At 63.8% G+C, this 25,897-nt stretch carries 34 protein-coding genes and 1 tRNA gene; 9 read left to right on the top strand and 26 right to left on the bottom strand.

Annotation, left to right across the window (positions count from 1 at the left end):
* Nucleotides 1–24: 24 nt before the first annotated feature.
* The 22 genes from D5400_RS11645 to D5400_RS11540 all read right to left on the bottom strand — a co-directional run bounded on the left by D5400_RS11645 (nucleotide 25) and on the right by D5400_RS11540 (nucleotide 15,909).
* A complete protein-coding gene (locus D5400_RS11645) occupies nucleotides 25–327 on the bottom strand; it encodes a hypothetical protein (RefSeq protein ID WP_126010177.1) in 303 nt (100 codons plus the stop codon).
* A gap of 60 nt (nucleotides 328–387) precedes the next feature.
* The gene (locus D5400_RS11640; RefSeq protein ID WP_126010176.1) at nucleotides 388–1,350 is read right to left on the bottom strand and encodes a phage capsid protein; all 963 of its coding nucleotides are present in this window, start codon (nucleotides 1,348–1,350) and stop codon (nucleotides 388–390) included.
* A 178-nt stretch (nucleotides 1,351–1,528) separates the two neighbouring features.
* A complete protein-coding gene (locus D5400_RS11635; protein WP_164527867.1) occupies nucleotides 1,529–2,482 on the bottom strand; it encodes a hypothetical protein in 954 nt (317 codons plus the stop codon).
* The gene (locus D5400_RS11625) at nucleotides 2,479–2,856 is read right to left on the bottom strand and encodes a hypothetical protein (protein WP_126010173.1); all 378 of its coding nucleotides are present in this window, start codon (nucleotides 2,854–2,856) and stop codon (nucleotides 2,479–2,481) included. The genes D5400_RS11635 and D5400_RS11625 overlap by 4 nt, the downstream gene beginning before the upstream one ends.
* On the bottom strand, nucleotides 2,853–4,448 hold the full coding sequence (locus D5400_RS11620; protein WP_126010172.1) for a portal protein: 1,596 nt from the start codon (nucleotides 4,446–4,448) through the stop codon (nucleotides 2,853–2,855). The genes D5400_RS11625 and D5400_RS11620 overlap by 4 nt, the downstream gene beginning before the upstream one ends.
* A 126-nt stretch (nucleotides 4,449–4,574) precedes the next feature.
* On the bottom strand, nucleotides 4,575–5,069 hold the full coding sequence (locus D5400_RS11615; RefSeq protein ID WP_126010171.1) for a hypothetical protein: 495 nt from the start codon (nucleotides 5,067–5,069) through the stop codon (nucleotides 4,575–4,577).
* A complete protein-coding gene (locus tag D5400_RS11610) occupies nucleotides 5,057–6,646 on the bottom strand; it encodes a hypothetical protein (protein ID WP_126010170.1) in 1,590 nt (529 codons plus the stop codon). The genes D5400_RS11615 and D5400_RS11610 overlap by 13 nt, the downstream gene beginning before the upstream one ends.
* A gap of 366 nt (nucleotides 6,647–7,012) precedes the next feature.
* A complete protein-coding gene (locus D5400_RS11605; protein WP_126010169.1) occupies nucleotides 7,013–7,696 on the bottom strand; it encodes a hypothetical protein in 684 nt (227 codons plus the stop codon).
* Nucleotides 7,697–8,191: 495 nt separating this feature from the next.
* The gene (locus tag D5400_RS11600; RefSeq protein ID WP_126010168.1) at nucleotides 8,192–8,500 is read right to left on the bottom strand and encodes a hypothetical protein; all 309 of its coding nucleotides are present in this window, start codon (nucleotides 8,498–8,500) and stop codon (nucleotides 8,192–8,194) included.
* A 64-nt stretch (nucleotides 8,501–8,564) separates the two neighbouring features.
* Entirely contained in the window at nucleotides 8,565–10,418 is a 1,854-nt protein-coding gene (locus tag D5400_RS11595) for a hypothetical protein (RefSeq protein WP_126010167.1), read from the bottom strand.
* 139 nt (nucleotides 10,419–10,557) lie between these two features.
* Nucleotides 10,558–11,478 carry an ICP22 family protein gene (locus tag D5400_RS11590; RefSeq protein WP_126010166.1) on the bottom strand — a complete coding sequence of 307 codons (921 nt, stop codon included), beginning with the start codon at nucleotides 11,476–11,478 and terminating at the stop codon, nucleotides 10,558–10,560.
* A gap of 131 nt (nucleotides 11,479–11,609) precedes the next feature.
* A complete protein-coding gene (locus D5400_RS11585; protein ID WP_126010165.1) occupies nucleotides 11,610–11,870 on the bottom strand; it encodes a DUF2312 domain-containing protein in 261 nt (86 codons plus the stop codon).
* Entirely contained in the window at nucleotides 11,863–12,123 is a 261-nt protein-coding gene (locus D5400_RS11580) for a hypothetical protein (RefSeq protein ID WP_205665603.1), read from the bottom strand. Before D5400_RS11580 ends, D5400_RS11585 begins: the two co-directional genes overlap by 8 nt.
* A 23-nt stretch (nucleotides 12,124–12,146) precedes the next feature.
* Nucleotides 12,147–12,395 (bottom strand): Acb2/Tad1 domain-containing protein, encoded by a 249-nt coding sequence (locus D5400_RS11575; RefSeq protein ID WP_126010163.1) that lies wholly within the window; start codon nucleotides 12,393–12,395, stop codon nucleotides 12,147–12,149.
* Nucleotides 12,396–12,412: 17 nt separating this feature from the next.
* Nucleotides 12,413–13,513, bottom strand: coding sequence for a toprim domain-containing protein (locus tag D5400_RS11570; RefSeq protein ID WP_164527866.1), 1,101 nt, complete (start codon nucleotides 13,511–13,513; stop codon nucleotides 12,413–12,415).
* Nucleotides 13,510–14,187 (bottom strand): hypothetical protein, encoded by a 678-nt coding sequence (locus D5400_RS11565; protein WP_126010161.1) that lies wholly within the window; start codon nucleotides 14,185–14,187, stop codon nucleotides 13,510–13,512. Before D5400_RS11565 ends, D5400_RS11570 begins: the two co-directional genes overlap by 4 nt.
* Nucleotides 14,184–14,435 (bottom strand): hypothetical protein, encoded by a 252-nt coding sequence (locus D5400_RS11560; RefSeq protein WP_126010160.1) that lies wholly within the window; start codon nucleotides 14,433–14,435, stop codon nucleotides 14,184–14,186. The genes D5400_RS11565 and D5400_RS11560 overlap by 4 nt, the downstream gene beginning before the upstream one ends.
* Nucleotides 14,432–14,944, bottom strand: a complete 513-nt coding sequence (locus D5400_RS11555; RefSeq protein ID WP_126010159.1) for a hypothetical protein — start codon at nucleotides 14,942–14,944, stop codon at nucleotides 14,432–14,434. Before D5400_RS11555 ends, D5400_RS11560 begins: the two co-directional genes overlap by 4 nt.
* Nucleotides 14,941–15,267, bottom strand: coding sequence for a hypothetical protein (locus D5400_RS11550; protein WP_126010158.1), 327 nt, complete (start codon nucleotides 15,265–15,267; stop codon nucleotides 14,941–14,943). The genes D5400_RS11555 and D5400_RS11550 overlap by 4 nt, the downstream gene beginning before the upstream one ends.
* 5 nt (nucleotides 15,268–15,272) lie before the next feature.
* Nucleotides 15,273–15,446 carry a hypothetical protein gene (locus D5400_RS21155; protein ID WP_164527865.1) on the bottom strand — a complete coding sequence of 58 codons (174 nt, stop codon included), beginning with the start codon at nucleotides 15,444–15,446 and terminating at the stop codon, nucleotides 15,273–15,275.
* Nucleotides 15,443–15,688 (bottom strand): hypothetical protein, encoded by a 246-nt coding sequence (locus tag D5400_RS11545; protein ID WP_126010157.1) that lies wholly within the window; start codon nucleotides 15,686–15,688, stop codon nucleotides 15,443–15,445. Before D5400_RS11545 ends, D5400_RS21155 begins: the two co-directional genes overlap by 4 nt.
* Entirely contained in the window at nucleotides 15,685–15,909 is a 225-nt protein-coding gene (locus tag D5400_RS11540) for a hypothetical protein (RefSeq protein ID WP_126010156.1), read from the bottom strand. The genes D5400_RS11545 and D5400_RS11540 overlap by 4 nt, the downstream gene beginning before the upstream one ends.
* Between D5400_RS11540 and D5400_RS11535 the strand changes: the two genes are divergently transcribed.
* The 8 genes from D5400_RS11535 (at nucleotide 15,887) to D5400_RS11500 (ending at nucleotide 20,743) form a co-directional block, all read left to right on the top strand.
* Complete coding sequence (locus D5400_RS11535) at nucleotides 15,887–16,660, top strand: LexA family protein (protein WP_126010155.1); 774 nt, start codon at nucleotides 15,887–15,889, stop codon at nucleotides 16,658–16,660. The two genes, D5400_RS11540 and D5400_RS11535, sit on opposite strands and share 23 nt — an antisense overlap.
* A 387-nt stretch (nucleotides 16,661–17,047) precedes the next feature.
* Nucleotides 17,048–17,332, top strand: coding sequence for a helix-turn-helix transcriptional regulator (locus tag D5400_RS11530; RefSeq protein ID WP_126010154.1), 285 nt, complete (start codon nucleotides 17,048–17,050; stop codon nucleotides 17,330–17,332).
* A complete protein-coding gene (locus D5400_RS11525; protein WP_126010153.1) occupies nucleotides 17,329–17,718 on the top strand; it encodes a hypothetical protein in 390 nt (129 codons plus the stop codon). The genes D5400_RS11530 and D5400_RS11525 overlap by 4 nt, the downstream gene beginning before the upstream one ends.
* Entirely contained in the window at nucleotides 17,715–17,999 is a 285-nt protein-coding gene (locus D5400_RS11520) for a hypothetical protein (protein ID WP_126010152.1), read from the top strand. Before D5400_RS11525 ends, D5400_RS11520 begins: the two co-directional genes overlap by 4 nt.
* Nucleotides 17,996–18,343 carry a hypothetical protein gene (locus D5400_RS11515; protein WP_126010151.1) on the top strand — a complete coding sequence of 116 codons (348 nt, stop codon included), beginning with the start codon at nucleotides 17,996–17,998 and terminating at the stop codon, nucleotides 18,341–18,343. The genes D5400_RS11520 and D5400_RS11515 overlap by 4 nt, the downstream gene beginning before the upstream one ends.
* Nucleotides 18,340–18,669: a Lar family restriction alleviation protein gene (locus tag D5400_RS11510; protein ID WP_126010150.1), complete on the top strand. Its 330-nt coding sequence runs from the start codon at nucleotides 18,340–18,342 to the stop codon at nucleotides 18,667–18,669. The genes D5400_RS11515 and D5400_RS11510 overlap by 4 nt, the downstream gene beginning before the upstream one ends.
* Before the next feature lie 155 nt (nucleotides 18,670–18,824).
* Nucleotides 18,825–20,123, top strand: coding sequence for a site-specific integrase (locus tag D5400_RS11505; RefSeq protein WP_126010149.1), 1,299 nt, complete (start codon nucleotides 18,825–18,827; stop codon nucleotides 20,121–20,123).
* Nucleotides 20,124–20,179: 56 nt separating this feature from the next.
* Nucleotides 20,180–20,743 carry a hypothetical protein gene (locus D5400_RS11500; RefSeq protein WP_126010148.1) on the top strand — a complete coding sequence of 188 codons (564 nt, stop codon included), beginning with the start codon at nucleotides 20,180–20,182 and terminating at the stop codon, nucleotides 20,741–20,743.
* 228 nt (nucleotides 20,744–20,971) lie between these two features.
* Here the strand turns inward: D5400_RS11500 and D5400_RS11495 are convergent.
* From D5400_RS11495 to D5400_RS11485, 3 genes are all read right to left on the bottom strand, one after another.
* Nucleotides 20,972–21,047, bottom strand: a tRNA-Lys gene (locus D5400_RS11495).
* 143 nt (nucleotides 21,048–21,190) lie between these two features.
* Entirely contained in the window at nucleotides 21,191–21,400 is a 210-nt protein-coding gene (locus D5400_RS21150) for a hypothetical protein (RefSeq protein ID WP_164527741.1), read from the bottom strand.
* A gap of 80 nt (nucleotides 21,401–21,480) precedes the next feature.
* Nucleotides 21,481–22,398, bottom strand: coding sequence for a lysophospholipase (locus tag D5400_RS11485; RefSeq protein ID WP_245451273.1), 918 nt, complete (start codon nucleotides 22,396–22,398; stop codon nucleotides 21,481–21,483).
* A 166-nt stretch (nucleotides 22,399–22,564) separates the two neighbouring features.
* Here D5400_RS11485 and parE point away from each other — a divergent pair, with 166 nt between their 5' ends.
* Nucleotides 22,565–24,622 (top strand): DNA topoisomerase IV subunit B, encoded by a 2,058-nt coding sequence (gene parE / locus D5400_RS11480; protein ID WP_126010146.1) that lies wholly within the window; start codon nucleotides 22,565–22,567, stop codon nucleotides 24,620–24,622.
* Here parE and D5400_RS11475 read toward each other — a convergent pair whose 3' ends face one another.
* Nucleotides 24,623–25,765: a DUF2336 domain-containing protein gene (locus D5400_RS11475; RefSeq protein ID WP_126010145.1), complete on the bottom strand. Its 1,143-nt coding sequence runs from the start codon at nucleotides 25,763–25,765 to the stop codon at nucleotides 24,623–24,625.
* Nucleotides 25,766–25,897 lie beyond the last annotated feature (132 nt).

Here is a 25,897-nt window from a genome sequence, read left to right as displayed (position 1 = left end):
CTGGTCAGGCGCCGCCGTTCTGCATCAGGCGTTGGGATAGGTCGCTTCGACCGCAGCCGTCGCGCCGGTCTGAGCGGCGACGGTGACGTTGCCGGTCGCCGGCACGGCCGTGACGAGCAGCATCAGGATGTCCGGCGTGCCGTCCTTGTCGACGACGGCGTGGATGACATCGGACTTTTTCAGCGTCGGCCGGCTGGCGTTGAAGTAGCCGGCAGTCAGCACTTCCGCTGCCGTGCTGTTGGTGGAGTAGACGTAGAAGTTCGTCTGGTTGGTGCCGCCGAGATCCGACGTCGCGTAGCGCGAAAGCGCTTTTTTCGAGTGTGCCATTGGCTTGCTCCGTGAAGGGGGACGTGCCGGCGGACAAGCCGCCGGCGACGATCGCGATGATTAGGCGACGGTTTCGGTGAGGACCGGGATGCGGGCGGCGTTGTTGATCCCCTTGAAGCGAAGACGCTTCACGCCTTCCGGCAGGATCCCGACCGAGTTTCCGGAGAGCCCGACCTTGCCGAGCATCGGCGAGCCCTCATAGTCGGCATGGGTGGTCAGGGACATGTTTTCCTGATCCCATTCCGCCTCGTTGCCGACAGCATCCATGGCCCACATGTACGTGTCGACATAGCCGGACGGGTCGAAAGCGTTGCCGCTGGTCCCTGTGCCGTTCGCGCCGGTGCCGTCGGTGAAGTACTCGTTCGGCAGCGTCATCACGTGGATGTTGCGCCAGGTGCGCTTGCGGACATTGGCCGCCTTGGCGAAAGGAAGATCTGCCGAGCCGACATAATCGGCATTGGCGAATTCTTTGTACATCATGAGCTGCGTGAACCAGCTTTCCGGGATCGGCCAGAAAACCTCGTCCTCGGCACCCGTGCCACGGATGGCGTCAACCGCCTGAAGCGCGTGCAGCACGTCGATTACTTCCGAACCGTCGCCGATGGTCTGAACCGTCTGCGGTGCGTCCTGCAGCGCAGAGGTTCCATCAGCGAAGGTGCGCAAAGCTTCCAGCTTCAGCTTGTCTTTCTGGCGACGGATCGCATTCGAAAGCTGCTTGCCGACTGCGGCCTGCTCGTTCGGACCCTGCCGACGGGCATCCTGGACGCGCATCCAGGCCGACGCCTCGAAATCGCGGATCATGACCGTGATCATGTCGAGGTTCGGGTTGGTGTTCTTGACCTTCTGGATCGATCCGGACAGCTCGTAAGCCTCGACGCGGCCGATGACCGGGAACTTGATCACGCCGGCGCCGCCGTCGCCGCGCGACATCGTGCCGTCGAGATAGCCGCCCATTGCCTGGTAGCGGGCGCGGACTTTGTCGCGGATGATTTCGCGATACCAATTTGGTGCTTGGGTAGTCATTTCGGGAGAACCCCTGTTGATGATTGACGAGATCACCGGGTGGCCCGATTAGCCGGCGCCTGGCAGCGGGTCCTGTGAAGGATAGTCGCCGCTCTGGCCGGGTCGCTTCCGCCGGTAGCAAGGTCGAGCCTGCCACCGGCGGAGATGCGTCAAGTGCGCGATGTGTGAGCTGCGGCGCTCAAGGGATGAGCTTCTGATAGTCGGCCATCAGCTTGTCATGGCAGGCCTTGTCGAACTTGGCATCGCCGGGCGTGTTTTCCGGCAAGGCCGAACGGCGCTGCAGCTCGGCGCGGGCATCGCCTGTCACCTTCCCTCCGTCGCCTGGCAACGGCCCCTGTCCACCGCCAGACTGCGCCCGCATGAATTCGATCAGCATATGGCCTTTGGCGCTGTCGCCGAGCATCGTCTTGGCATAGTCGGCCACATCCGACGGAATGCCCGTTCCGTCACTGCGCGCGGCGAGCTGATCGAGCCAGGCGAAATTGTCGTTCATGCGCTGCTCGCGCGCGACTTTCTGCTCAGCCGCCGGTAGATGCTTGGCGTTCTCCGGCGTCAATGCGGCCTTCTCGGCTTCGACGTCGACGGGCGGCTCGAGGAAGCCAGCCTCGGCCGCATAATTCATGAAGTCCGTAACGGTCGCCTGGAACTCCTTCACCGGCATGCCGCGCTCGAGCGCCTTGGCCGCCATCTTGTTGAAGAAGGGATCGTTCGAGATCTCGGCCACGTGCGGCTTGATCAGATCCGGCAGGTCGTCGCCAAATTTCGCGTAGCTCTCGACGTCGGTCGGCGCGCCACGCTCATTGTCGCGCTGGCGATAGCCATCCAGCGCCTTTTTCATGTTGTCGATTGTCTCGCGATCGGACTTGCCGAGCAAATGGTCAGGCAGGCCATCGGGCTTGTAAAACGCTCCCGCCGGCGGGGTGCCAGCGCCACCATCAGGTTTTGCACCGCCGGCGGGAGGTTCGCCGCCGGATGGAGCCCCGGCGGGATCTGTAGAGTTTGGCGCCGGCGGATCACCAGCGCCTGCCGCGGGCGGCGCGCCATTGGCGGCGGGATCCGCGCCACCGGCTGGCGCTGCGCCGTCACCCTCGCCGGGCGGCGCGCGCAATATACGATCGATCAGGTTTTTCATCGGCGAGCTCCATGTTGCCGTTGCGAAATCAGACGATCGCCAAGTGCGATCGCTTTGAGGACAGCTTCGCCAACGCCATTGCTGCCTTGCCGGGCTGCACAGAGAAGCGCTGTTTCCTCGAAACTCCTGCCTGTGACGCGCAGCGGGCGTCGCAGCGTGATGTCCATCAGCCATTCGATGGTCATCCGGCCTTCATGGCTGCGCGCCATGCCCGCGAGGAACATCGCCACCATCTCGTCGGGCTGATATTCGCTCGGCATCTCGGGCGGGTTGATGAGACCTTCGATCCCGTCCCACCCCTCGCCGCCGATCGACTTGAGCATCAGATCCAGCGGCTGCGCATCGCGCGGCGAAAACATCGGGCCGCCGCTCACGCTGCCTGCCTTTGCGGCTGCATGGCCGCCTGCATCATTGCCTGGGGTGCCTGCTCGGCCATCTTGGCGCCGAACATCTCGGCTATCTGGGCGGCCTTGCGCTGCTGGATACGCTGCTCGATCTGGGCGCGCTCGCCTTCGGTCGGGATCAGCTCCTTGTCGATCTGCAGCCCATCACCGACACGTTCGAGCATCTTGTCGATATTGGCGTAGAGCTCGACGCTCTCGGGCCCGGCGACGGCACCGACGAACTCGATGTAGTTGGCGATCGAGGCCAGCCGGTCCGCATTGAGCGCCGCCGCCATGGGCGACTGCACCTTGATCGACACCAGGAGCTCGTCGATCGTGAACGGCATCTGTGGAAGGAAGCCGAGATCGTAGAGGATTTCGGCCACGCGCGGCACGACAACCGGCATGATCTCACGCACCAGACGGCCGAAAGCGCCGATATGCACGTCTGCCTTCTGCCGCAGGCGTCCCGCGATCTCGCTCGCCGAACGCGGCGTGCCTTGGTAGTCCGGCAACCGCGTGTCGAACATGGCGTTTTTCACCTGTTCCTGCATGTCGCCGATGATCAGCTTGGCGATATCCATGCGGCCGGAAGCCGGATCGATGCGCTGGACGTCCGGACCGAGAATGCCGCCGGTCGACTGCATCGGCCAGAATTCGCCAGGTCCGACGCGCACCGTGTCCGGATTGAACGTACCGCCGGCCCGATATCCCCAAATGCCGAGCATGTTGATGGCTGCCGACTTTAGCGCCAGCTCCTGCGCCTTGTTCAGCGTCTTGATCGACGGCAACGCTGTCAGGATGACGCCGCGCCCATAGGCTTCGCCTGGAACGCGGTAGTAGCGCGGCACGGCGATCGGCTGAGTGCGATAGCGCTCATGCGTGATGTGCTGATGATGCGCCGGGATGAAGGCGAAGAAGTGCCAGCCGCGCTGCGGATCCTTGACGAAATCCTGCCGGAGCTCGATTTCATCCGTCGGGCTCGACTTGGCCTTGTTCTTGAAGTCTTCCGGATAGGTGCCATTCGGCCAGTTTTCGACGATCTGACCGATCTCGAAGATCTGTTTCCAGGACACATGCACCACGCGGCCCCATGCATCGACGCCGATCGCGAGCTGATCGAAAGGGATGCAGGCGAAATGAACCGGGTTGTCGCGGTTGCCCTTGAGCGGAATGATCGCGCCGGTGCCGACGGCCAGGTCGATGCACATTTCGTGGATCGCCGTATCCCAATCCCCCGCCAGGAAGAACGGGTGAATGAGCTTGGCCGTGCTGTGCAGAAAGCGATCATAGACTTTGACGCCTTCAGCACCGATCGCCATGGCGGCGACGGGTCCGGTCTCAAGCGTGAAAGTCGGCTGACCCGACGGAAAAAGATCGCGTTGCAGATTGCCCGCGAAGAACATCGCGGACATCGGGGCGGTCATGTCGAAGAGCTTCGAGGGTGGCAGGCCCTGGCTGCTATCGCCGCCTGGACGGCGCATCGGCACCGCGAAATCATAGGCCTCTCGGTAAAGCGCATCCCATGGTGCGCGCTTCGACCAGATCTTGTCGCTGCGGGTCTTGATCGCGGAAAACTGCATCCTGATCAGCCGCCCAACGTGCTCGGAAGCGCCGCTTCGGCGTCTTCGAAGAGGCGACGGCCGCGAGGCCGGCGCCGGCTGATCGTGCTTTCGGCGTCGCCCCGGCCGGCATCCGCCAGCTGGCGGTCATTCGCGATGCGCTGCAATTCGCGGCTCTGGGCCGCCTCGCGCGCTGCCGCCTTGTTCTGACCGCCTCCGAACAGCTGTCCGACCACTTGCGTCATCTACGATCCCCTTGATCATCCAGAGGCCCGACGACGAAGGATCCGGGGACATGCCGACGAGGCGCGCCATGCGCTCGCCTGCCCGATGCCCCGGCGAGATACGCGCCGAAACCGTGATGCCAGCATGGGCGAGGCGGGAAAGCGTCAAGTGAGCGAAGCGGCAAAGCGCGACCAGGTGCGGCCGGGCAGCTGGTCGAAGGGCAAGGCAAAGCTCGCGCTCGCTGTCGGAGTGAGGCCACAGATAGGCGACGGCGAGTAGCGCATCGCCCTCGCGGATCGCCAGCGTGTCGGATTTCAGCCGCATCAGGATCTGCGCCTGGCGAATGAACCGCGACGGCGCGGCCGCCTCGAGGCAATCGTCGAACGATGCCGGCGCCGTGACGGTCAGACGCTCCACACGTCGAAGTCCGATTTTGCCTTTGGCTGGGCAAGACCGCGCCGCTGGCCAAGACCGATCACGTTGTTCGGCCTGCCGAGGCCGGAGCCGTCCTGGATAACGCCGGCGCGTCCGCGATGGCCCAGCGTCAAATACTGCAGGCCGTCATGCGGGTGCGAATACCGGTTCTTCACCACGGCCAGGATGTCAGTATTACCAGCCGAGGCCTGTTTCGTCAGCTTGTAGTGAGCGGCGAAGCCGGCAATGATCGTCGTCATCGTCGGGCAGATCAGCATGCCTTCCGTCGTGGCGTCGATCGTCTTGGCAAGATACCAGCGCACGCTTTCCTGCCGAATTGCCGGTTCGTTCGACGGCGCCGGCAAGATGTTGATCGACAGCGCACGCGCCACGGTTTCCATGAAGGCAAGCTCGCCATTCTGCCGATCCGCACCCCAAAACGCCGACGGATCGCCCCATGCCTCGGACACAGGCATCCCGGGGAAGCGTGAAGAGAGAACTTCATAGATCATCTCGGAAAAGCGTGACGGACCGGTGCCAGGCTCGGCACAGATCTCGGAAAGCAGCCGAAGCGAGCCATTCGGCAAAAATTGCCCGATGATCGCGGCCGGCGATCCGCCGGCGTCCAGGCCTATGCCGAGCGGGACGCCCTGCAGAGGATCCAGAGGTTGGTCCGCGACGTGCCGGTGCAGCGAAAACTCCGGATAGACAGGCTTCCCATCCATGGAATAGCCGAACTCGCCATGCACCATGCGCCGCACGATGTGTTCGGGCTGCGTTGCTGCCTCGAGCTCGTATGAAGAGCGCGGCTTGCCGACCCGGTTCTCGGCCTTAGAGGTCAGCCCGGACGGCTGGCGAAAGAGGTTGAAACCCGGCATCTTCGTCTTCTGGTCGACGCAGAAGCGATAGACCCAGTTATCGATGTCCGGCGGGTTGAGATCGCCCCACACGATGCGCGGCAGGATCGTTTCGCCCTCTTCGATGGTTAGCCCCATCTTGGTGAAGGTCTCGCGGCCGTCGCGCGACACGCGCTCGAGCTCAGAAGGTGCGATATCCTCGACCTTCGGATAGCGGCCCGTTCGCTGGAACATGAGGCCCGGCACGCGCTCGTCGAGCATGTCGCACTCGTTGAGCCAGGCGGCCGAAACTTCATAGCCCTTGATGAACTGTTCGACGTTGTGGTCGCCGATCGCGCCGGTTTCCATGATGAGGTCGATCGTGACTTCGCGGTTTCCGCGCATGGCGCGCCAGCGCAGATTGTGCTTGATCGGCCGATCCTGGCCGCCTTCGTGGCTGATCGTGAACGGATGCGAGACGGGAAACGCATCGTACCAGGAGGCGAGCGCCGTGCGGGCGAAGTCGCGATAGGTGTCGCGGATGCAGGCGATCTTCACCCTCACCCACCCATCCTTGCAGACGGGGAAGTAGCTCGAGGCGAGCGACGGACCCTTGACCACCGAAGCAACCGTCTTGCCGCTGCCTGCTGGGCCCATGATCAGGTCGATCGGCCCGCGCGATTGGATGAAAGCCGCGCCGACCGGCCCGGGCGGCTTGTAGCGCTGCAGATTGATATTTCCCAAACCCTGGACCCTCGGCACCCGTGCGGATCGCGCGTGCCCGCGCCCGCCGCTTGAGGTCGAGACTAAGACCGCCGGCCACCGGTCGAGTGCCGCCGGTCTGTTCAGGCAGGTGTGTGTGAGGCAGAATAGGCCCCCCACCAGGGCCGTCCGCGAGTTTCGAAGCCGCGTCGCCGGCCACCCGCCCCTGCCGATCGGCACCGGGGGCCCGGGTTCGCCGATAGGCCAGCGAGGGCCGAGGGGTCATTCAATCCAGGTCGAAACCCGGTCTTGGTCTACTGATTTTAGATCAGTATGCTACTGGCCATTTCCGCAACAGGATCAATGCGATAGCCTGATCGTGGGTCATCTTCACCATTTGCCACAAGGCTAAGTGCCTGAATTCGTTGACTTCGGCTCTTGCGCCCTGGTCACGTCGATCATGCCCTCGTCGTCGCCCTGGTCGATGGCCATCTCGCCCATGATGAACACGCCGAGCTCGCGGCGCTGCACGTGGACCTCGGTCGGGCGCTTGCTCTCGAAGTAGGGCAGCAGCTCGGCGTTCGCATCCTTGATCAGCTTCATGGCCTCGCCCGGCGTACAGCTCGCCTCGATCCACCGCTCCGTCTTCTTGTCCCATCGCGGCTGCGAGAGCTCGGCGGACAGCTCGCGCGGATCCGCGTTCGCCAGCGCCGCCAGGTTCAAGCCGGGATGCCGGAAGCCCATCCGCATCAGCGTATCGCGGAAGAGTTGGTTGGCCTTGTTCTTCGAGCCGACCGGCCTCCCGCGCCCGCGAGCGCTCTCGATGGTATTCGCCACATGCGCCACCGGCCCCTTGAACAAGGGCAGGTCAGGGTCGAGCATCAGGTCAAGCTGGTCGGCCTCGGCCTCCTCGTCGCCGCCGGCGATCTGCCGCGCCAGGTCTTCGATCGCGGCCTCGGCCGTCGCCTTCCGATCGCCGACCTTCGCCGCCCGCTCCGGATCTGGCCGCTCCGGATCCGCGCCGGGATTTTCGCCCGGCCGGTGAGCCGTCAAAAACCTCTGATCTGCCGTGTCGTCGCCCTGGTCGGCCATCGTGAATTGATCCCGAATTGTCTATGGCGGTTAGACCGACCGGCGGCGCCGCATCGGTTTCTAACCACAATCTAACCGCGAAATGCCTGTCTTTTCAGGAAGATATACCCACGGGTTAGAAGTTAGATGGTTAGATAGTCTCGCGTGTATGCACGCGCGCGCGTATGAAACTCTTGCTTACCGGGCTAACTTCTAACCGCATGGCTTACCGCATTGTTTTGATTGATGAAATCCGGTTAGAACCCGTCTAACCGTGTCTTACCGAAGCTAACCGGGATGCGTCTCCCGCACCCGTTCGCCGGCAGTCATCCACCGTGTCACGGCCTGCCCCTGATCAAGTGCCCGCGCAGCTACTCGCACCGGCCATCGTGGCGTCCATGGATCGAGGCGACCGCCTGATCCGTGGGCGTTTCCGTGGTCGCGCGCGGGCTCCGTTTTTCCTCTCATGGGCAGGGGTAAGGAGGGTCAAGTGCGGCCGGGATAAATGCCCTCTGATCAGGGCATGGGCGGTGGAAAATCAGTGAAATTGGAGAGGATCGCGCCGAAAACGAGCACTGCAGCAATGCCGATCAACGGCGAAATCTGGTGGCCGATCGAGTAGATCAGGCTTCGATTGTGCTCCTGCAGCTCCTCGATCGTGAAGGTATATATGCCATCTGCCGACGGCCGGCGGGCAGCCGGACTGCGATCGACCTGATTTGAGAGCTGTCGCGCAAACCAGCCTGGGAAACGGTCCGAGGCAAACCACCAGGCGAAGCCGCCACCGAAGACGAGGATCAGCGCGGACAGGGTGTAAGGGATCATGCAGCTCAGCCTCCCCAGACTCAAGGAAGGCCATCCTGCCAGCCAGGGCGCCCGCTGTGGAGCCCTATTGTTCCTTCGGCATCATCGCGTCATAGCTGCCGAGATCAACGAGCAGGCAGTGCTTGGCAACGCGCGAGATCTTCACGACCTTGGTGTTCTTCGGCGCTTTGGTCAGCACCACCTGGTCCGGCCCCTGCTTCAGCGCGTTGATCCATCCGCCATCGTAGAAATCGGTGTCCTGGAAGATCTTGCCGAGCGCCGGGTGCTGGGCGGGAATGGCAAGGCACGGTCCCTGCCCTGGATCGCCGGCGCGGCGAATGCCGAGGCCGGCGAGCGCCAGCTTGTCGCGCGTGATCTCGATGGTCTGACCGACATTCTCGAATTCATGCAGCACGCTGCCCACGGTCATTCGCTGCCCACCATTGTAGCCCTCGATCGGCGCCGCCAACAAATGCTCGAGGCATTCCTGCCACTTCTCCATCTGCTCGGCGCGCTCGACCGACGTCGCCTCCTGGATCATCTCCGCCAGCGCATGCTGGTCGCCGACCGGCAGGCCGATGGCTTCCATGGCCAGCGGTCCGACGAGCAGCTCGGCGGCCGCCAGCAGCGTGCCATAGGTCGAGATGGCGCGCGCATCGAATTCGGCCATGTGCAGCGTCTTGCGCCAGTCCGGCAGGATCTTGGTGTTGAAGCCCGTCCAGCCGTCCATCACCTGGCGCAACAGCATGCGGCCGTCGGCGTCGTTGATCACCGGTTCCCGGCCGTGGCCCTTGTTCAGCTTTCGCAGGTTCAGGATCGCCATGCGCGTCTTGTCCTGGACGGCGAGCGGCGGGTGCAGTATGGCCGAAAACATGAAGCACGATCGCGCCTGGAACGTCGTGCCGTCGTGGCTGGCGCCGCCGCGTGCCATCTTGCCGCCGGAGAAGGCCAGGCGCGCGAGCTCGATGACGGCCGTCGCCTTCGTCGAACCCTTCTTCGCCTCGAGCTCGTCGACCGTCACGGGCAGGCTGTCGTGCTTCACGTGCTGATAGATGCCGGCGGCCGTCGTGTCGACGAGCGCATGCACGGCGTCGTCCAGGATCGCTTCGGTCACCTGGTGCAGCGTCGATTTGCCGACGCCGGCGCCGCCGGTGGTAAAGACGATCGGCCGGTTGGCAAGCGCCCCGCCCATGAAGGCGGTGCCGATCCAGCCGAGCAGCAACAGCGGGTCGAGATAGGGCCGCTCCCAGTTCCAGGTCTTGAGATCCTCGAGGATCCGCGACGCCGGCGTGTCGAGAATGTTGACCGGCATCTGCCAGGGCTCCATCACGCTCGGCAGCTTGGTGTAGAAATCGCCGTCATGCTCGCCGGGATCCGCGCATGAGAGCTTGAGACCGCTATCGACCGTCCAGATCCGCTCGCCGGAATGCCAGACGAAGGCGCCATTGGCCGCCATCCAGCCGCCACGGCCGCGCACGCGCTTCTTCGGGTCGAAGAGGCCGCGCCGCTTGCCCTCTGCGATCAGGCACGTCACGGCCTTGTCGCGCTCCACGCGCTTGACGATCGGCGGCAGCTCCTGGCCGTCGGCATCCTTGCCGCCGGATCCGAACCCGGGCCAGGCCCAATAGAGAAAATTGATGTAGGGCGCGAAAAGCTTGACGAGCGTGGGATAGTCCCAGCGCTCGACCTCGTGCAGCTGGCCGGTGGCCGATCGGCAATAGATCAGATCGCCATTGTGGCCGAGCACCTGGACGGGGCAGTTCGGCGGAAGATTGTCCCATGGTGCGCCAGGCCATTGCCCGGGCTTGATACCGTCGCGCGAAAAGTTGGGATCGGGATCCTCGGCGATCGCGCGACTTTCGATCCAGCGCATCGCATCGAGAAATACGGCGCGGGTTCCGGTCACGCCGGCATGGTTGATGGTCTTGCGTTTTGCCACGTGAATGCTGCGCCCTGTCGCGGCCGCCCCGGCCGCCTCTTGCCTGAAAAGAAAAACCGCCGGCCCTGTTGCGGGAGGAGGCCGGCGGTCTCATCAGCGGCGCGCGGAGAGGTCGCGCCGCGGATCTTGGTGGCCCGGCTTAGCGGCTCCGCATGCCGATTTCGGTCAGCGCCATCGGTTCGTCGACGAGCGCAAGCGTCGTCTCCTCGATGTCGATCGCCGCCGGCTTCGGGATTTTCTTGTGCTTCTCACGCGCCTCGGCCGCGCGGATCTTCGCCAGCCAGTCGAGTTGATGCAGCGTCCAGGCGAACACGTTGAAGGCAACGTGTTCCTCGGGCGTGGTCTCGGCGCTCGCGCGATAGCGGCTAAGCTGCAGCTGCATCACCAGTGTACCGGCAGAGGCTCCGGGCACTTTGCGGCAGAATTCGGCAAGCGCAATGACGGCCCGTTCGGCCGATGCGCGGCGATCGACAATCTCATTCTTGCGATCGTCTATCAGCCAGCCGAAATCGATCCCGTCCGCAACCTCCTCGCCGAGCCGCGTTGCTCGAAAATAGGCGGCGCCGGCGGCGAGCATGGCCGTTGTGGCGATGCTGTCCGGGTCCGGGCCCGGGCTGCCAGGCACGCCGTCGGTGTCCGGACTGCCGTCCGGCGCTACCGGCCCATCGCTGGCCACGCTTTCTGGATCTGCAGAACCCTCCGACTGCGCCGCAGCACTGTCATCAGCTCCGTCAGTCCCTTCGGGGGCCTGCTCTTCCGGACTTGCGATGGTCGGCTGATCAGATCCACTTGCGCCGTCTCCAGCCATTTCGAGGGCAGCCGGCTCGGAGCTTTCTTCGGCGCCTTCATTATTCACGCTCTCCGCCCCAACAGTCGCGGCTCCATTATCAGCTGGAGCGCCAGCATCCCCGCCAGTGCCCGCGTCTGCCGGCTCTCCAGATGCTTCGCCGCCGGCCGCGACCACGGTTTCAGCACCTTCAGGCGCTTCCTGGTCCGGGCCCGTGCCAGCTTCCGGCTTTGCAGCTGATCCGCCTTGCGCATTGCTCTTCCTCTTGCTCATCGTCGTTCCTCGCTTGTGTTGGGGGTGGCGGCGGGCTTTGCCCCTACCTTCTAAGGTCCCCTATCCGGCTTCAGGCCGGGTCGATGGGTGCTGACGGCCTCGCGAGCCGGACCAGACCGCCTGGGTATTCGTTAAAGATCGGGTGCGGGCCCCATGCCGAGCGCATGGAGGTAGGTGTCGAGGATGGCTTCCTGTTCCATCCGTTCGTCCTTATCGAGCTTGCGCAGGGCGATGACCCTGCGCAGCGCTGCCGTGTCGAAGCCGGTGCCCTTGGCCTCGGCATAAACATCCTTGATGTCGTCGCTGATCGTCTTCTTCTCTTCCTCGAGGCGCTCGATGCGATCGACGAAGGCCTGCAGCTGGTCGCGGGCGATCCCGCCTGTGTCAGACATGGCTGGGCTCCACGGGCTCGTAGGTTTTCGCGAAAATGTCGGGCTTGCACGGGTAGAATTCGCCGTTCACGCCCTGGATAATCCAGTCGCCTGGCGTGACGATGTGGCCGCCTTCCAGCGTTTCTATGAAACCGCAATCGGCTCCAGCAACCTTGATGCTGCCATCCGGCCAGGTGGCCGGCCCGGCGCCGCTTTTGACTTTCGGATGATCGCCGGGCTTGAACCACTGCACGGCTTCGATCTCGACCGGCAATTTTCTGTATCTGCCCATGCCGGTCACCGCGTGACGTGCTTGACGGCCCACATGACGGCCTCTTCGACCTTCGTGCGGGCAAGCGAGAGCTCACGGCTCGGCGCCGATCGGCGCTCCACCGCGTCGATCGCCTGCAGGAAGGCCGCGCCGTGATCCTTCAGCGCCACCATGTCGGCCTTCTCGCTGTCACTCAGCGAGCGATATTGGTGGCGCACGGCATTATTGGCCGTGCGTTCATCGCTGGCGCTGTCGATCATTCTTTCGTCACTCATCGTTCCGTCCTCTCGTTTCAAAACATGTCGTTGAAGTCGCTGCCCGCATGGGCGGCCATGATGCTGACGGGCTTGCCCTTGGCGGCGAGCGCGCGGATCCCGTTCTCGAGCTGCTTTTGCGCCTGGGCGTTCTGCCAGTCGTTGTCGATCGCCACGATCACGGAAGAGATGCAGGGCAGATCCACCGGGCAGTTGCCGATATTGGCGAGCGATCCGGCCGCCCACACGCGCGCCTCGGGCACGGCGATCGCCACGGAAAGCGAGTTCTCGATCCCCTCGCCGATGATCAGCGGAAACGCCCGGCGCGCCTCTTCCGGCGGCAGGCCTTCCGGCCCGTGGCTGATCCGGATGACGGCGCCCTGCACCTCGCCGCGCATCAGCTTGGCGGTATCGCCTCCAAGCCGCGCCTTGATCGGCTCCACCGGGTCGAGAAACGTGCAATGGCAGGCAACCACTTGTCCGGTGGCCGTGCGAAAGGCGGAATGGATCGCCGGCAGCATCGGCCCGGCCTTCAGCTTCTCCAGGCGGCCGTCGGCATGCCGCTTCCAGTCCGCAAGCTTCCAGTATTCCGTGCCGGCGGAATAGCGCATCGTCGCGATATCCCGGTTCGGCACCTGGAAGAGCGGGCAGCCACGGCCCTCGAAATAGCGCTTGGCATAGTGCTCGGCCGTGGATCCCGCGCCGTCGAGCAAACCCTCCAGGAAGAGCGCTTCGCCCTTCTCGCGGTTGTGGCGCTGGTCTTTTTCCGCCTTCACGGTCGCCGCCGCCACGCGGGCGCGGCTCTCCTCAGTGAAGCGCCGGCGCTCCTCGGCCGTCATCTGGCGGATGCCGAGGAAGTCGCGCGCAAACTGCATGGCGCCGGCGAAATCGGTGCCTTTGACGTACTCGATCAGGCGGATCACGTCGCCCTTCTCGCCCGTGCGCCAGTCCTTCCATGCGCCGGTGTCACGGTTCAGCGCCACCTTGAATTCAGGCGACTTGTCGTGATCGAGGGTGACGGGATTGTGCGCGATGTAGAGCCGCCCGATCGGCCGGCCGTCCGGCAGAAGCGCACGGCACAGCTCCTGGATCCGATCCTTCAGCGCCTGCTTGATCTCCGGCAGATCATCGCGGTTCATGGCTTCACCCATGGATCGCGGCGGGTCGCGCTTCCCGCTTCCGGTGCAGGGGATGCGGAAAACATTTCTCTACCAGCGCCGATTTCCCCCTCATCTGGGTGCGCTTCAAGCCTCCGTAGAAGCCATTTCGGGTCGATGAACTTTTTCTTCCCGCAAACGATACACGGGTTCGTCTTGCTATTTTTGCATGTGCAGTATTTCGTCACTGCCGCTTGTCCGACCGGATCGGATGGGGGTGCGGCGGCGAGGCGAGCGAATTTCCGCATGCGCTCACACCAGATCGTATAATCGGGCGGCGTCATGTACTTGCGGTTATCCCAATCGCACTCGCGGGCGAGCGCTTCGACCTGATCTTCCGTCTCGATGGGCCACGCCACCGGCTCCACCGCCTCTAGCGTTCCTGATACGGCGGCCACCCGCTGTTGAAGCGCGTCGACATTGTTCCGGCCGCTTTCGCACCAGACGCCGGCGTTGAACGCCTGGTGCATAGCAATGGCGGCACGCTCGGCGTTGATCCGGCGCCAGTAGAGCACGGCACAGGCCAGCCACTCTTTCGCGCCGTTGTCGTCGCCTGTGCCGTCGACGTGACGGAACCACACCTGCCAGCGCCAGCCGACGCGCTTGACGAAATAGTCGCGGCCGGAGAGATCGCCTTCGAAGTTAGACTTGCTCATTGCCGCTCACCCCCGCGAAACGGGATCCCGACGGCCTGTTCGGCCGCATCGATCCGGATCAAAATTTGCCGGTGGAGATCCGTTGCGCCCTCGATCGCGCTGGCATGGCTGCCGGAGCAGGCGACATAGGTGTCGGCCACGAGCTCGCCGAGCGCTGCCAGCACCTCGCGCGGATCGCGGCAAGCGCAATATTCCGACATCGTGTCGTAGATCTTGTTGACCTGGTGCTCGTCGACCGCGCTAGTCATCCCTGCAACGCCTCCTCGAAATGGCTGAAAAAATCCGGGCCGCTGTCCGGCCGCTCGGCTTCGAGCTCCTGCATGGCGAGCGAGACGGCCGATTTCGTCATGCCGGCGGCGCGCGCCAGCGTGGCCTGTGGCAGGCCGACGACGACATTGGCCATGTAAAGCGCCTTGCGGCGCAGCTCGGCCGCGCGCATCCAGTCCGGGTTCGCCGTCGCCCGCTTGGCCGGGTCGTGGGAAAAGACGAAGGCGGCATTGGTGCCGGCCTCCATCGCCACGATCGCCACGCATAGCCGGAACACGCATTCCTCGAGCCGCTCGCGATCGTGCGGATCCTCGCGCCGCGAAAGCCGCGCCAAGGCCTGTTCCAACTTGGCGATTGTCGTCGGCCGGCAGCTCTGGCTGTCGACGATCCGGCGATACTCGCCGTGCGAAAGCCCGGCTGTGCGTTCCAGCTTCCGGATCGACACCTTGAGAGCGAGCCGCCGATCCTCGATCGCAATGACATCCGTCATGGGGCATCGGTCCCCTCTCCGATCGCAGCCTCGGCTTTCCGCGCCTGGGCAGCGGCCTTCACGATCCTCACGAGATTGAGCCGCATCATGTCGCAGCCCGCCTGCATCACCGGGGGCAAGGTGCCGTCGGCCTGCAGCACGGCATGGCGCGCCGATTGCTCGACGATCAGATATTCGATCCCGGCCTCGAATTGCGCTTTGCCGCAGGCATCCATGAACACGTGGTGAAACTTCATCAGCACCGCACGCGGGCAGCGCAAAAGCACGTCGGCCCGCCCGGCGTCGTCCAGCGCGGCGTGCATGGCGCGGATCATCGGTTCCATCAGGGTCATACCGTGCCCCAGCAGATAATGGTGATGACCGCGACGCCGGCGGCGAAGACGATCGAGCCACCTGCCCGCTCGCGGGCGCTGTCGGCGCCGACGATCCCGGCCGCGCCACCATAGAGCAGCGCCACGCCGGCGCCTAAGAGAACACAAAGCAAGGTGAATTCGGGTGTCATCGCCGTCTCTCCTCGATTGCGAAAAGCTTGAGGGCGTCGAGCGTGGCCGGGCCGGTGCCGGCGATCGCCTGGATGGCGACGCGGCCGGAAGCCTTGTCGAAGCCGTAGTGGGTGAAGGTGATCCCGCGCCAGGCGGCCCGGCGGGCCTCACGCTTGATGTCGTCGAGCATGCTTTCATGCACGCCGCTCGGATCCTGCCCGGGCCGCACGCGGTCGCAGATGTTGATCTCGGAGATGATCATGCTGCGCGCTCTTGCGCGTCCTGCGCCTCGGCAAGCGCCTCTTCCCTGGCATGCTCGGCGAAAGCGTCGCCGATGACCTTCGCCGTAGATGGCCGCAGCGACGTGTTGTGCTTCACGCCCTTGTGGATGGTGCTTTCCGAGATGCCGGCCTTGCGTGCGAGACCCGCAATCGTCCACTCCACCGACTGGATTTTGCGCTTGACCTCAGACCATCGCCGCATTTGTGTCATTTTTCGACGGAGCCTCCATTGCCTTTTCCATCGAAAAAGTGATTTGCTTCACTTAGTCAAGTTAATTCCAGGCCGTCAGGCTTGTGATGCGGACGCTGCTATGTATCGCGTTGTGGAAAACGTCCGGCGAAAACACCTGGAGTGGGTGAACGCAATCCTTGATTTCAAGGATTGGAAACGTGCGCGCCTCTCACGCGAGGCGGGCATCAACCCGTCGACTTTGACGAAGTTCGTCAACGACACTTCTGGGACCGCGACCCTCTCAACAGAAGTGATCGAGAAAATCGCCGCTGTGGGTGGCATCCCGCCATTCGAGCGCAAGCCACCTGCCATGCAGCGCGGCTTGGCAGAGGACGAGGCAACCCACTACGACCTCGTCATCGAGAGCCGCGACAGTGCAGGCACTCTGCGAAAGATGCTGGTCGAGCTCAAAAGCATGCGCAACGGCATCGATCCCTGGATCCTGCGTTCTCGTGGCTTAGAGACGGCCGGTTACCTGCCGGGCGACGTCCTGGTCGTCGACATGAACGCAACCCCGAGCAACGGCGACGTGGTCTGCGCGCAGGTGATGAACGCCATGGGCCAGGCTGAGATCCTGTTCAGGGTTTACGAGCACCCATTCCTGGTCGCGGCCTCGATGGACAACTCGCTGCGCAGACCTTTGCTCGTCGATAACGAGCGCGTTCAGATCAAGGGCGTCGTCGTCACGATGATGCGCGAGCGTTCCGCAAACGCCGCCTAATCCCGCACTTGATTAAACCGCACGGTTGGCACTGGACTAAACCGGGCGGATTTCTGGCGCTCCGCACTAGATCAACCCGGGCGGATTTCGCCAGACTCGCACTGGACTAAACCACACGGTTTAGCCACGCGCTGGCACTTGATTAAACCGGGCGGAAAACATCGCGTGCAACCCGTTGCAAAATCCTCGGCCGCTGAGGATCGCGATAAAGCGAGCTCGCGAAATAGCGAAATCTGTGGACACCAATGCCAGGCAGACGGCTACGCCGCATCGCGTCACCTACAGGTGTGAACACGTTCCATGGAAAATTCTTGACATAAAGTGATTTCATTCACATCCTTCGCTCGACCCTGATCATGGTGATTTGGGGGAAGCGAGGGGATCGCGATGCATCTCTCAGAAAAATTCGTAGGGCTGAAGGAGCTGGCAGAGATGCTGGGCCTGAAGCCCGACACGCTGAAGCGCACCTGGCTGCAGCGTCACGTGAAGCTCGGCATGCCGCGCAAGTCGGCCGCCGGCTGGCTCTGGCCACGCCGCTCGATCGAAACCTGGCTGGAAGGCAACGCGCTTGCGGCCAACGACAATGAGGCCCCACGAGATCCGCCGCCGGCGGCCGACGCGATCGCCGCCCAAAACGCCGCCCTGCGCCTGCGCTATGGAGGCCGGGCATGAACCGGCCGCGACATATCGACGTTGATCTTCTGCGCCAGCACGCACGGGTCAACGTCCTCGAAGCGCTGCGCCAGGGCGACGAGAAGGCAGATTGCAAGGATGATCGCGCACTGCTGGAGGTACAGCGCCGCGCGATCGATCTGCAGATCGAGTTGCAGGCATGGATGGCCGACGAGTTCAACCACATGAGCCGCACCGACCATCGCTGCGCGGTCATGGCCAACATGCTGTTCAGCTTCGTCATGTCACTGGAGCACAACGCCGGCCAGGAGCCGAGTGACACGATCGCGAAGATCTACACGCTGATGCTGCGGGCGCTGCGCAACGGCGAGGGTCATCTAGGCATCGCCTCGGAGATCCCGACGGTCGCGGGAGGCAACGCATGACGTCGATCCTCGAGAATGCCGCCGTCATCGCACCGCGCCAGGTGCTCACCGCCAGGCAGCGCCAGCTGCTCACAAGCGTCGAGAAGCTCGAAGGCAAGCGCATCAAGAACGGCTGGGACTTCGCCGGCCAGCGCTACTCCTATTCGCTCGTCGAGGCCGTGAAAGCACGCCGCCTGATCCGCGAAATGAACACCGGCTTCGCCAAGAGGCTGCGCCTCACCGAAGCCGGCCAGCTCGCCCTCATGCAGCTGGAACGCACCCGGAAGGAGAAGTCGCAATGAGCGAGCTCAAGCGCATCGTCGATGCCATGGACGAAACCTTCCAGGAGTTCGACCGGATCAGGGACCGGCTTGCCAGCCACGTCGTTGAGCTAGCCATGCTCCGCCGGGATATGGAAGAAGCCGACGCCGAGCGCCTCGGCCGGGCAAGAGCCGATGATGGAGCGCATCGCACCTTCGCTGGCAACGTGGTGCCGCTGGTGGTGGCTGTGGAGAACGATCCGAAATTTGAAACGCGCTGCCACTGTGCCCTCCGCATTGCCTGCACCTGCCCCCATGGCGAGGTCGCGCGCGATTGTCCGTGGCGTGTGGCCCATGGGCTGGCTGGCAAGGAGATGGGCGCGTGAAGCACGAGATGACGAACGAGGCCGATGAGCTAAAGCCGTGCCCATTCTGCGGCGGCCGCGACATGCGCGTGAACCGGACCACGGCTTCGTGGATCAGCTGCAACGACTGCGGTGCCGAGACGGACAGCCGGGCGAACGAAGGCCAGGCGCGTGCCGCTTGGAACAGGCGTTTCGGCGGCGACTTCGAGTATCTGCTCGAACGGGTCATCGTCGAAGCCAACACGCACGGCAGCGCCTTCATGCGCATAGATGCCAATGGCGATGTCGAGCTGGTTGACCGCGAGCTGTGGCAGCTTCGCAAGCCACCTGCTCACCATCGCGTCTGACGCGCACCATCTCCCCCGGTCTGCCGTTTCCTCCCAAGCATAACGAGGCGGACCCACCTGGCAGGCGGCCTGTGTTCGAGTAGCCGCCTGCATTTCTTTGACTTCCTGCCCGGGCGATCTCATGCTGCCCGATGATCACGAATGGAGCCGCGATCATGCCGACGAAACGCAAGAACCCCCATCCACACGTCGACTGGCGAGACGGCCGGCCGCGCTTCTCGCCGGCGAAGACGCTGCGCGCGCTCGGCTATGTCGCCCAAGATCTCAAGCACGCCGACGGCCGATGGTTCAGCCGCGGCGAGGCCGTGGACTGGTCGGTGGATTTCTGCCGCAAGCTCGCCGCCGATCGGCACAACGCGAAGCGCAGCGCGGTGGCCGCGCGCACGGCACCGAAGAAGATCGCCCCCACCTATCCGCTCGGCCGCCTGTTCGAAGACTGGTATCGATCGCCGAAGTTCGGCGGTATCGGGGCCCCCGCCAGCGCCGCAGCCGAAGGCGAGAAGCTTAAGGGCGGGGCAAGGAAACCCATCGGCGGCAAGATCTACACGGCCAACACGATCCGCGATTTCAAGCAGAAGGCGCGCGTGATCGAGAGCCACGATCCGGATCTCTGGGCGTCGGAAGTCGACGCGCTCGATCGCGTCATCTGCTATGGGCTTTATGAGGATCTCTGGCAGACGCGCGGCCTGGCGACGGCGCGCGGCGCCATGGCCACGCTCTCGGCCGCGATCAGCTGGGGCCTCAACCGGGGCAAGTTCAAGCGACTGAAGACGAACCCGGCGCTTGGCCTGGGCATGGCGACACCGGAGCCGCGCGTGCGCTTCGCCTCGCGTGCCGAGCTCGAGACGCTCGTCGCGGTCGCCGATCACATGGGCCGGCCGGAGCTCGGCGACATGTTCACCCTCGCCGTCTGGACGGGGCAGCGCCAGGCTGATCGCCTGGAGCTCGTCGATCGCGGCCTCGTCAACGGCCGGCGCGTCTTCCGCCAGGCGAAGACGGGCGCCGTCGTCGCCATTAAGGAACCGCCGGAGCTCGCCCGCAGGCTCAAGGCAGCACAGGAGCGCCGCCAGGCCGCCGGCATCGTCTCACCCCACGTCATCCTCAACGAGCAGACCTGGCAGCCCTTTGGCGCCTGGCCCTATCGCCGCATGTTCCGGATCGTCCAGGAGCAGGCAGTCAAGGGCGTCGTCGACGAGAACGGCCGCCAGATCATCGCGCCCTGCCCGACGCTCGAGGGCTTCTGGGAAATGGACTTCCGCGATACGGCCGTGGTCTGGATGGCGCTCGCCGGCGCGACCATCCCTGAAATCACATCGGTCACCGGCCACTCACTTGCCAGCGCTACGCAGGTGCTCAAGCACTACCTCGCGCGCCATCCGGAGATGGCCGACAACGCGATCGGCAAGATGATGTCGTGGTACGACGACGGTGGCGAAACGGAGACGGGTCTCTAAACGGCGGATGCTCACCCACCATTACGAATCAATGGATGCGGTGATATGTGTGCTGCATGGTTTCGAGCCTGCATCAGCTCCTTCAGTGGATACCGGCGGTCATCGCATTTGTCGTTGCTACCGCCCTCGGCGCAGCTGCTATTTGGCCTGAGGCTCGAGCTGCGATAGACCCAATTTGGAATTGGGTCATCAGCAATTCCCTTCCCGCCTCGATGTTGTCTGTCCTGACCGCTGCATTATGGTTCTGGGCATGGAATTTGACAGCACCAAGAAAACGAGAGCCGCAGATGACGGGCGACAACTACAATAACTTCGGAAGCAATTACGGACATATCGGCCCGGTGAATAATTATGGGGATCGAAGACTCGAGTTCAATGAAGCGCTCGGCCAGGACCTCCTTGTTAAAGTACCGAAGGACAAACCTTTAGCTGTCCTGATTGTGGGGCCTTCAGCCAGGGCTTGGAAGACCGGCCGACAAATTGTGGAGTTCCTCACGAAACACGGATATCAGGTTGATGAAGATAGCGTGCAGCATTTGACGCCAATGCCGTCTCATCCACTGACCTATGACGGCAAAACGCTAACGATAGCAGCAGACGTTACGCTTCCCCGCGCTTAAGCAAAAATGGCTGTCTTTCCTTCAAAGCTGCCCTGCGCGCCTTAGCCTATTTTCGAACGGTTTCTTGCGATGGAAGGATCAGTGCTTGCGTGTCTGCCGCAGCCGGGCCGGATCTGACAGGAACGACCAGGGAACCCATGGGGCTGTGGGTCAATAGGAGAAAACCCCACAAATGCCCCACGTTCCGCTTCCGTTCACCGATCGTAATGACTAAGTCATTGGTTCGATTGGTGAGCCCGCAGGGGGTCGAACCCTGGACCTACTGATTAAAAGTCAGTTGCTCTACCAGCTGAGCTACAGGCTCCCGCCGGGGCGGTGATGCCCCGTGGAATTGGCGCGGAACATAGGCAGGCGCCTGCCGGGGGTCAACCGCAAAAATGCAGTTTGCCGCGTCCGGAACGAGGACTTTTCGTCTCGCTCGGGACGCGGCAGAAATTGGTGTCGATCTTAGAGGTTGCGACCGACTGCGCCGCCTGCGACCGCACCGCCGACACCGCCGACAATGGCGCCGCCCGTACCGGCAATCGCGTTACCGACCACGGCTCCGCCAGCACCGCCCACAACGGCGCCGCCTACGGTCTTCTGGCCGGTCGTGCAACCGGCTGCGCCGAGCGTGGCGACAGCGACAACCGAAAGCGTGGCAATTTTCTTCATCATGGGAAATTCTCCTATTAAAGCGATCGTTAACGTAACCCGCGTCGTCGCTTAGGGTTCCCAAACTTCTGATGACGGTTGCATCAGCGACCATTCGCCAGCACGAAATTCAGCGTGTCGCGCCAGTCGATCATGCGGATGGGAGTGCCGTGGCTGCCGGTGGCAAAAAGATGAAACCGCGCTGGATAGCCGCCACTTGAACGAAGTCGGTCAAAGACGGCGCGTTGATTGCGCCAGTCATAGACACGGTCGTTCTCGCCATGCCCGAAGACGATCGGCAGCCGGGCACGCGCTGCCGCGCTATCAGCTAAAGAGCCATCCGGCACGCCGCCGAGCAGAACCAGCCCGCCGAGCTCGGAGGCCAGCGCTCCATCGCGCGCAGCTGCGAGACACAGCGCGCTCCCCATCGAGCCACAAGCCAGCACGATCGGCGCTTGCGGCGAGACCTGCCTCGAATGGGCAAACAACGCTCGGATCACCCCCTGCCCACCGGCCTCGAAATCTGGAAGGCTCGGCACGTAATAGGTGCCGCCATTGCGGGTCGCGAGGTTCTTCAGCCGGTTGAAATTGCCACCGAAGCGCCAGTCGTCGGAACCTAGCCTGCGGTCGCCGTCGCGGCCGTGCACGAAGATGACGACGAAGCGTGCGCCGGCTTCCACGCCGAACTCGTTGACGGTGACCTGACCCGCCCCGTTTGCGATGACGCGTTCGCGCGCCGCGCGATGGACCGAAAGATCGACATAGGCGCGTTTGGCGCGACGTTCCGGAATCTCGTCCCGGCCATTGATGTCGCGCATCTCCCGGTAGTCATAGCGCCGGAAAGCGCCATCCGCACTCTCCTCGATCACCGCAGGATGGGCGAACAGGTCGTCCTTGAACGGCGCTATGTCCGTCGCCGCGGCGGGAGCCGCCGCAGCCATCGCCATCAGGCATATCAGCACCGCCCGTCCCATGATCGTCCACCACGTGATTGTCACGACCCGGCGTCGCCCCTTCCTCATTGGCTCGATATCCCCTATTCGTGCCGCCACTGGCCATCCTTTCATGTGGGCAACCGTGCGCAGGACCGTGAACACAAAGGGAACACGACTCGCTTGCCAGAACGCCATCTGTCACACTGCGCAGGTGATTCGGCCACAATTCACGCCTTGGGACTGAAGCATAGCCATGGACGACAGCAACGATCTTTTCGCAACAATCCCTAGCGCCGGCCTCGGCGCCGCTCCGGCAAAGCGGCCAGCTGTTGCCGAGCCTCAGCGCCAGGCGCCGAAGGCGCAAAAGCCGCGGGATAGTGAAGGCGATTATTCGGCTGCGGACATCGAAGTGCTGGAAGGCCTGGAGCCGGTGCGTCGCCGGCCGGGCATGTATATCGGCGGCACCGACGAAAAGGCGCTCCACCATCTCTTCGCCGAAGTCATCGACAACTCCATGGACGAGGCCGTGGCTGGCCACGCCAATTTCATCGATGTCGAATTGTCGGCCGATGGCGTGTTGTCCGTCACCGACAACGGACGCGGCATCCCCGTCGACCCCCATCCGAAGTTCAAGGACCGCTCCGCGCTCGAAGTGATCATGACCACGCTGCATGCGGGCGGCAAGTTCGACAGCAAGGTCTACGAGACGTCGGGCGGCCTGCACGGCGTCGGCATCTCCGTCGTCAACGCGCTTTCTGAAGAACTGACGGTCGAAGTTGCGCGCAACCGCAAGCTCTACCGCCAGCGCTTCTCGCGCGGCGTCACGCTCGGGCCGTTGGAAGAGGTGGGCGAAGTCCAGAATCGTCGCGGCACGCGCGTCTCCTTCAAGCCCGACCATCAGATCTTCGGCCAGAACGCGCGGTTCGATCCGGCCCGGCTCATGCGCATGGCGCGCTCCAAGGCGTATCTCTTCGGCGGCGTCGAAATCCGCTGGTCCTGCGCGCCCGAACTGGTGGCCGAAAAGCCCGACGTTCCGGAAAAGGCCGTCTTCCATTTCCCCGGCGGTCTGAAAGATTATCTGCAAGCCTCGCTCGGCCAGGATTTCACCGTCACCAACGAAATCTTTGCCGGCAAGACGACCAAGACCGGCGGCCATGGCACCGTGGAATGGGCCGTCACCTGGTTCGGCGGCGATCCCTTCGTCCAGTCCTACTGCAACACCATCCCGACGCCCGAGGGCGGCACCCATGAGGCCGGCCTGCGTATCGCGCTGACGCGCGGCCTCAAGGCCTATGCGGAGCTCACCGGCAACAAGCGCGCCTCCATCATCTCGACGGAAGACGTGATGATCTCGGGCGCGGCGATGCTGTCGGTCTTCGTGCGCGAACCGGAATTCGTCGGCCAGACGAAGGACAAGCTCGCCACAGTCGAGGCGCAGCGCCTCGTCGAAAACGCGCTGCGCGATCCCTTCGATCACTACCTCGCCGACCAGCCGGCCGAAGCGGCGAAGCTGCTCGACTGGGTGCTCGACCGCGCCGATGAACGCGTGCGCCGGCGCAAGGAAAAGGAAATCAACCGCAAGAGTGCGGTGAAGAAGCTGCGCCTGCCCGGCAAGCTCGCCGATTGCACGCAAACGGCGGCGCAAGGCGCTGAACTCTTCATCGTCGAGGGCGACTCGGCCGGCGGTTCTGCCAAGCAGGCGCGCAACCGGCAGACGCAGGCGATCCTGCCACTCCGCGGCAAGATCTTGAACGTAGCCAGCGCCGGCCGCGACAAGCTCACGGCAAACCAGCAGATCGGCGATCTCATCCAGGCGCTCGGCTGCGGCACGCGAGCCAAGTATCGTGACGACGATCTGCGCTACGACCGCGTGATCATCATGACCGACGCCGATGTCGACGGCGCGCACATCGCGTCGCTGCTCATCACATTCTTTTATCAGGAGATGCGCGGCCTGGTGGACAACGGTCACCTCTATCTGGCCATCCCGCCGCTCTATCGCATGACGCAGGGATCGCGCACGCTCTATGCCCGCGACGACGCGCATCGGGTTGAACTGCTCGAAACAGAGTTCAAGGGCCGCGGCAAGGTCGAGATCGGCCGCTTCAAGGGCCTCGGCGAAATGCTGCCGGCGCAGTTGAAGGAAACCACCATGGATCCCGCGAAGCGGACGCTGCTGCGCGTCTCCATCGATGCCGAGGATCTGGAAGGTACCGCGATCGCGATCGACGACCTGATGGGCACCAAGCCGGAGGCACGCTTCCGCTTTATCCAGGAACGCGCGGCCTTCGCCGAGAATCTGGATATCTGATCAGGCCGCGCGAACGCTTGCGAGCGCAAGCGCGTCCGCGCGCGCACATTGGCGGCGATGGGCGAGATTGAGCTTCTCGACGAGCGTCAGAAGCTCCGCCACTTCCGGATGCTCGGCCGCGTCGCGCTGATGCAACTCGATCAATGTGCGGGCGAGATGCGATGGCGTCGCGATCCTGCCTCTGCTCGAGGCGTCGCGCCAGACGAGCGTTGCAGAGATAAAGACCGTCAACAGGCGCCCCGGCAGGCCGATTGCACCATAGAGCGCGCGGATGGCCGGCACGCGCCCATCGACGACGATGGCGCGCACCCGGGCTTCGGGTTGTCCGGAAATCGCAACCACGGCGGCCACGAAGAAATCGAGCTTGCCGCTGGCCAGTGCATGCATCAGCAATGCGGGCGTAAGGCGCCCCTCAGCGCGCAGATGCTCGGCCAGACCGGGCAAGGCAGCGGTGTTGCCGTCGCCAGCAAGCGTCAGCGTCGCCTGCATCTGCGTCTCCGTCACCACGCGCTCGGCCCGCCGCTCGCCAATCACGTTGCGCACGAGATCGAACTGCGAGAGCGCGGTTGCGACAGCGCCCATCAACCGATGGCGAACATCGGCCGGAAGATCGTCCCGTTCCACGAGCAAAGCCCGTACGGCGGTATCGGCTGAAAACCGCTCGGCAATGCGGCGAAGCGAAAACGGCGCGATGGCGGCCGAACGATTCTGAAGGAGATCACAGATCGGCTCCGCACCGGCGACCTCGGCGATTGCAGCAGCTACGGAACGGGAGAGACCCGTCCGCAAGGCGACGAGGCGCTGCAGATCCTCCACATCCTCGCCGACGAGGTCGACGAGATCGGCATCGCTGAGCAGCGGCGAGAACGCCACGATTCGGCCCGCCACCTCGATCTGGTCGCGCGACAATGCGTGGACGATCGCCCGCGGCGCTTCGGTCGATTGCGCCATGACATCAGCAATCGCGAGCCGCACCTTGGGAGACGGATCGTCCAGCAGATAGGTCAGCGCCACCTCGGCCGCCTGACGGTCGTCGGCGGCAAGTGTGCGCTCGACGAAAGCCCGCGCCAGCGAACCCGCCGCCTTCGCCCGATCGGCAGCCGGCGCCGTTTCGGTCCAGCGGAGAAATGCGGCGATGATCATGGATGGCCCCAACCCAAAGACGATGCGATTCCCAGTGGAGACAAGGCTAGGCGCCAAAGGTTTACGTTTGGTTCACCATGTTTTCGTCGAACAGCCGGGTGACCTACGCTTTTCCCAGGCGGACAAAGCAGT

The sequence above is a fragment of the Georhizobium profundi genome, assembly GCF_003952725.1.
Classification (GTDB): Bacteria; Pseudomonadota; Alphaproteobacteria; order Rhizobiales; family Rhizobiaceae; genus Georhizobium; species Georhizobium profundi.
This window is presented reverse-complemented; position numbering and strand designations above follow the sequence as displayed.

Excerpts from the sequence above, each read along its gene's own strand:
- D5400_RS11645 (WP_126010177.1), bottom strand. The coding sequence starts at position 327 with ATGGCACACTCGAAAAAAGCGCTTTCGCGCTACGCGACGTCGGATCTC.
- D5400_RS11640 (WP_126010176.1), bottom strand. The coding sequence starts at position 1,350 with ATGACTACCCAAGCACCAAATTGGTATCGCGAAATCATCCGCGACAAA.
- D5400_RS11635 (WP_164527867.1), bottom strand. The coding sequence starts at position 2,482 with ATGAAAAACCTGATCGATCGTATATTGCGCGCGCCGCCCGGCGAGGGT.
- D5400_RS11620 (WP_126010172.1), bottom strand. The coding sequence starts at position 4,448 with ATGCAGTTTTCCGCGATCAAGACCCGCAGCGACAAGATCTGGTCGAAG.
- D5400_RS11605 (WP_126010169.1), bottom strand. The coding sequence starts at position 7,696 with ATGGCCGACCAGGGCGACGACACGGCAGATCAGAGGTTTTTGACGGCT.
- D5400_RS11600 (WP_126010168.1), bottom strand. The coding sequence starts at position 8,500 with ATGATCCCTTACACCCTGTCCGCGCTGATCCTCGTCTTCGGTGGCGGC.
- D5400_RS11590 (WP_126010166.1), bottom strand. The coding sequence starts at position 11,478 with ATGAGCAAGAGGAAGAGCAATGCGCAAGGCGGATCAGCTGCAAAGCCG.
- D5400_RS11585 (WP_126010165.1), bottom strand. The coding sequence starts at position 11,870 with ATGTCTGACACAGGCGGGATCGCCCGCGACCAGCTGCAGGCCTTCGTC.
- D5400_RS11575 (WP_126010163.1), bottom strand. The coding sequence starts at position 12,395 with ATGAGTGACGAAAGAATGATCGACAGCGCCAGCGATGAACGCACGGCC.
- D5400_RS11570 (WP_164527866.1), bottom strand. The coding sequence starts at position 13,513 with ATGAACCGCGATGATCTGCCGGAGATCAAGCAGGCGCTGAAGGATCGG.
- D5400_RS11565 (WP_126010161.1), bottom strand. The coding sequence starts at position 14,187 with ATGAGCAAGTCTAACTTCGAAGGCGATCTCTCCGGCCGCGACTATTTC.
- D5400_RS11560 (WP_126010160.1), bottom strand. The coding sequence starts at position 14,435 with ATGACTAGCGCGGTCGACGAGCACCAGGTCAACAAGATCTACGACACG.
- D5400_RS11555 (WP_126010159.1), bottom strand. The coding sequence starts at position 14,944 with ATGACGGATGTCATTGCGATCGAGGATCGGCGGCTCGCTCTCAAGGTG.
- D5400_RS11550 (WP_126010158.1), bottom strand. The coding sequence starts at position 15,267 with ATGGAACCGATGATCCGCGCCATGCACGCCGCGCTGGACGACGCCGGG.
- D5400_RS21155 (WP_164527865.1), bottom strand. The coding sequence starts at position 15,446 with ATGACACCCGAATTCACCTTGCTTTGTGTTCTCTTAGGCGCCGGCGTG.
- D5400_RS11545 (WP_126010157.1), bottom strand. The coding sequence starts at position 15,688 with ATGATCATCTCCGAGATCAACATCTGCGACCGCGTGCGGCCCGGGCAG.
- D5400_RS11540 (WP_126010156.1), bottom strand. The coding sequence starts at position 15,909 with ATGCGGCGATGGTCTGAGGTCAAGCGCAAAATCCAGTCGGTGGAGTGG.
- D5400_RS11530 (WP_126010154.1), top strand. The coding sequence starts at position 17,048 with ATGCATCTCTCAGAAAAATTCGTAGGGCTGAAGGAGCTGGCAGAGATG.
- D5400_RS11525 (WP_126010153.1), top strand. The coding sequence starts at position 17,329 with ATGAACCGGCCGCGACATATCGACGTTGATCTTCTGCGCCAGCACGCA.
- D5400_RS11520 (WP_126010152.1), top strand. The coding sequence starts at position 17,715 with ATGACGTCGATCCTCGAGAATGCCGCCGTCATCGCACCGCGCCAGGTG.
- D5400_RS11515 (WP_126010151.1), top strand. The coding sequence starts at position 17,996 with ATGAGCGAGCTCAAGCGCATCGTCGATGCCATGGACGAAACCTTCCAG.
- D5400_RS11505 (WP_126010149.1), top strand. The coding sequence starts at position 18,825 with ATGCCGACGAAACGCAAGAACCCCCATCCACACGTCGACTGGCGAGAC.
- D5400_RS11500 (WP_126010148.1), top strand. The coding sequence starts at position 20,180 with ATGGTTTCGAGCCTGCATCAGCTCCTTCAGTGGATACCGGCGGTCATC.
- D5400_RS21150 (WP_164527741.1), bottom strand. The coding sequence starts at position 21,400 with ATGATGAAGAAAATTGCCACGCTTTCGGTTGTCGCTGTCGCCACGCTC.
- D5400_RS11485 (WP_245451273.1), bottom strand. The coding sequence starts at position 22,398 with ATGAGGAAGGGGCGACGCCGGGTCGTGACAATCACGTGGTGGACGATC.
- parE (WP_126010146.1), top strand. The coding sequence starts at position 22,565 with ATGGACGACAGCAACGATCTTTTCGCAACAATCCCTAGCGCCGGCCTC.
- D5400_RS11475 (WP_126010145.1), bottom strand. The coding sequence starts at position 25,765 with ATGATCATCGCCGCATTTCTCCGCTGGACCGAAACGGCGCCGGCTGCC.